Consider the following 1357-nt stretch of genomic DNA (forward strand, 5'->3'; position numbering starts at 1 on the left):
TGTAATGATGTGATGGACGCCCCTTCCTAAGGTAGACAGTGCCATACTTATACTGACTGCATTAATCCGGGAGTAACATCACATGAACAAGATCAGAGTTGTTGGTATCGATATTGCCAAATCTGTTTTTCAGGTCTGCGTCTGGATGGTTGATGGTTCCGTTGCCTGGAATAGAAAAATATCGCGCCAGAAATTGTTGGATACGCTTCGTCAGTTTGAACCGGATACATTAATCGCGATGGAAGCCTGTTCAACTTCTCATTTTTGGGGCCGAACCCTCAGCTCTATGGGATTCAGCGTAAGGCTTATTCCCGCTCAGCACGTGAAAGCCTTTGTCAGAAGCCAGAAAAACGATGCAAACGATGCGCTGGCGATTTGTGAAACAGCATGCCGCCCTGGCATCCACTTTGTTCCGGTCAAAACTACGGAGCAGCAGGATATCAAAGCGCTGCGCAATACCCGTCAACTTATGGTTGAGCAGAGAACCGCGCTGGCAAACCAGCTTCGTTCTCTGCTCGCTGAATATGGGCTCATTATTCCTGTCGGGATCCAGTGTCTTCAGCAGCAGCTGCCTGAACTCATTGAAGATGCATCTAATGACTTAACTTTCACGCTTCGTCGCTTACTTTCTTCAATGCGGGAAGATATGCAGGTGCTTAATGAACGCATCACCTGCCTGGATAAAGACATTGCCGCATTGTCTTCACAACAGACAGCCTATCGCCATTTATTAACCATCCCGGGGGTCGGCCCGCTTATCGCTGCGGCTTTTATCAGTGAAGTGGATCCAGTGCAGTTCTCCAGCGGCAGAGAGCTATCTGCCTGGTGCGGTCTGGTCCCCCGACAGCACAGTTCGGGAGGAAAGCAGAGATTGTCCTCCGTGACAAAAAATGGCAATCGCAGCCTGAGAACATTAGTCATCCATGGCGCGCGATCGGTGATGCGATGTGTGAAAAACCGTGATGACAGCCTGGGCCTTTGGCTGAAAAGGCTTGAGGCCCGGCGAAGATTTCTGAAAACCACCGTCGCACTGGCAAACAAACTGACCCGAATCATCTGGCGCATACTGACTGATAATGTTGATTTTAATCTAAATAAGGCGTTTGCCGTGAGTTAACCAAATACAGCTTTTAAGAAATACGTTTAACTGAGTTTGCAGGCACTGATGAGAAAACGGCTACCGTCCCTGTAACAGCCTGAACTTGACCTGGGTAATCATATACCGGTGTAGTGATAAGGAAACAGGGTTCGGATAACATCATGGCGCAGGTTACTTAACCTACTAATGACGCCGGATATATGGTCGCAAACCGTATCGAACCAGTACTTGTGACACCCGGGGCGTCCATATATGGTC

At 48.7% G+C, this 1357-nt stretch carries 1 protein-coding gene; it reads left to right on the forward strand.

Going from position 1 to position 1357, the window contains the following annotated elements:
• Positions 1-82: 82 nt before the first annotated feature.
• Entirely contained in the window at positions 83-1117 is a 1035-nt protein-coding gene (locus KAJ71_RS23140) for an IS110 family RNA-guided transposase (RefSeq protein ID WP_248947788.1), read from the forward strand.
• Positions 1118-1357 lie beyond the last annotated feature (240 nt).

It is taken from the genome of Serratia silvae (assembly GCF_023282985.1).
GTDB lineage: Bacteria > Pseudomonadota > Gammaproteobacteria > Enterobacterales > Enterobacteriaceae > Chania > Chania silvae.

What these genes read in the sequence shown, in the direction of transcription:
- KAJ71_RS23140 (WP_248947788.1), top strand. Translation starts at nt 83, where the DNA reads ATGAACAAGATCAGAGTTGTTGGTATCGATATTGCCAAATCTGTTTTT.